Origin of the sequence: Halorubrum sp. SS7, assembly GCF_005435055.1 — an archaeon.
GTDB lineage: Archaea > Halobacteriota > Halobacteria > Halobacteriales > Haloferacaceae > Halorubrum > Halorubrum salinarum.
The window spans coordinates 482-3,093 of the sequence record NZ_SGXV01000049.1 but is presented as its reverse complement, the minus strand read 5'-3'; the positions used below and the strand labels follow the sequence as shown (position 1 = coordinate 3,093).

The 2,612-nt window shown below is 59.5% G+C and carries 3 protein-coding genes; all 3 read right to left on the bottom strand.

All coding sequences use genetic code 11. The features are described from left to right. Positions 1-839, bottom strand: an 839-nt coding sequence (locus tag EXE44_RS16260; protein WP_137717942.1) for an ABC transporter ATP-binding protein, incomplete at its 3' end; no start/stop codon positions are given. After that, positions 836-1,756 (bottom strand): ABC transporter permease, encoded by a 921-nt coding sequence (locus EXE44_RS16255; protein ID WP_092922183.1) that lies wholly within the window; start codon positions 1,754-1,756, stop codon positions 836-838. The genes EXE44_RS16255 and EXE44_RS16260, both read right to left, overlap by 4 nt. Further along, positions 1,756-2,612: ABC transporter permease (locus EXE44_RS16250; RefSeq protein ID WP_241991848.1), on the bottom strand; the 857-nt coding region annotated here is incomplete at its 5' end. The genes EXE44_RS16250 and EXE44_RS16255, both read right to left, overlap by 1 nt.

Here is a 2,612-nt window from a genome sequence, read left to right as displayed (position 1 = left end):
GTCCTGGTATCAGCCGTCTCCATCATTTCGCCCGCGTACATCACGGCCACGCGGTCGCACGTTTCGCGGACGACTGCTAAGTCGTGCGTGATGAGCATGATAGAGACGCCGAACTCATCGCGCAGATCGAGCAGTTCGTTGAGGATCTGGGCTTCGATCGTCACGTCGAGAGCGGTAGTCGGCTCATCAGCGATAATCAGGTCAGGATCGCCGGCGAGCGCTTGCGCGATCATCACCCGTTGTTTCATCCCGCCGGACAACTGGTGCGGGTACTCGTTCGCCCTGTCGGCCGGGTCTGGAATGCCGACGGTGTCCAGCAACTCGACCGCTCGTTGCCACGAGGCGCTTGACTCGCTGGTGCCGGTGACGTACTTCCGCCGGAGTTCTGCGAACAGCGACTGCGATTCACCGACATCACCGTGGTGGCGAACGACCTCAGCGATTTGCTCGCCAACGGTCATCACCGGGTTGAGCGACGACATCGGATCTTGGAAGATCATCGAGATGTCGTTGCCACGGATCTCGCGGAGGGCTGCCTCATCTTTGGTGAGGAGGTCTTCATCCCGGAAGCACAGCCGATCGGCGGTAACGGTCGCGCCGTCAGCGAGACCCAACAACGAGAGAGCGGTGACGGATTTTCCGGAACCTGACTCACCGACGATGCCGAATACCTCCCCCTCGTTAATCGCGAAGGAAACCCCGTCAACGGCCGGGACATCTCCACGTTCTGTGGTGAACGTCGTGTGGAGATTATCAACAGCCAGCAGCGGCGGTTCCTCGGTGACAGTAGTCGATACGGACGGACCAGCCCGCTGTGTAGGACGTGGTTGCGAGCTCATGTTTGACCAGTCTCTTTCACGTCGAAGGCATCACGTAGTGCGTCGCCGAAGAGGTTGATTCCAAGCACAGTCACCATGATGGCGATCCCCGGAATGATGGAGATCCACCACGCCTGCGTGATGAATCCGCGACCCTGTCCCAGGAGGGCTCCCCACGTCGGTGTCGTCGGTTTAACGCCCAGTCCGAGGAACGACAGGGTGCTCTCAGCGAGGATCGCTCGCGCCGTGAAGATTGTGAATTGGACAATAAGCGGCGCAACCGTGTTCGGGAACACTTCTTCGAAGATGATCTCATAGTCTTCGAGCCCGACGCTCTTCGCCGCCATGGTATACTCCTCTTCACGGATCGCCAGGACCTCGCCACGGGCCAACCGTGCGAAATCATCGATATAGGCGAACCCGATAGCGACCATGACATTCCAGAACCCCTGGCCGAAGATCGCGACTAGCATAATGGCGATGAGTAGCCACGGGAACGCCCACATGACGTCGACGGCCCGCATCAGCAGGTCGTCGATGTACCCACCGTAGTAGCCTGCGAACAAGCCGATCAGGATTCCGAGGACCGCTCCAAATGTAACCGCCCCGAGGCCAACGGCCAGCGAAATCCGGGCGCCGTACATCAGCCGTGACAGGAGGTCCCGGCCGAATGAGTCCGTGCCGAGTGGGTTGGCACTCAACGGGTCCGGTGGCATCAGTATCGGGAACTGTTGGGACATCGGGTCGTACGGCGCCAGCATCGGCGCAAAGATAGCCGACAGCCCGAACAGCGCGACAACGAGGAACCCGATCTTCGCTCTGAGGTCACGCCGAATCGTTTTGATGAACCGCTCAAGCAGGTCAGACCGGATTCCAAAGGTCTTCCCGCTCTCACTCGAGCCGCTGAACGCACTTTCGACGAGATCAGAGACCGACATCACTCACTACCTCCGTACTTGATCTGCGGGTTGATCGACGTGTATAACACGTCCACGAGCAGGTTCATGAACACGAACACGAACGAGATGAGGATCACCGCTCCCTGGATAGCTGGGAAATCCCGGCGTTGGATCGACGCAATCAGCAGCCGGCCGAGCCCCTGGATCCCGAACACGATTTCAACAGCGACGACGCCGCCGAGCAGCACGCCCAGCAGGATACCCGCGACGGTAACGATCGGGATGAGAGCGTTCTGTAACCCGTGTTTAAAAACGATCAGCCGGCCGTCTAACCCCTTGGCTCGCGCCGTTCGCATGTAGTCTTCGTTCAGCACTTCCATCATTGACGACCGAGTCATCCGCATCAAGATCCCGCCGTAGGGGAGCCCGACCGCCAAGGCCGGCAGAATGATGTGTTTTAGCCAGGGGATGATCCCCTGCCGGAACGACACGTAGCCGAACGCCGGCACCCAGCCGAGCCGGTCAGCGAAAATGATCAACAAGACAATACCGATCCAGAACCCAGGCATGCTGATACCGATGAACGAGACCGTCGTCGCGACGTAGTCTTCCCACTGGTACTGTTTGACGGCGCTGGTGATGCCAGCGGGAATAGCTATCAACAGCGCAATTAGCATCCCGAGCCCAGCAATACTCAGCGTCGGTTCAGCCACACCAATGAGCATCTGGAGGACACTCTGGTCGCTAAACACCGAGGTGCCGAGATCTCCTTGTAAGATCCGGCCCATCCACCGGATATACTGAACGTACAGCGGTTCCGTGAGGCCCATCTCCTCCCGGAGTGCCGCAATGGCTTCGGCGCTGGCGTCGCCGCCGAGCAGGACTCGTGCTGGGT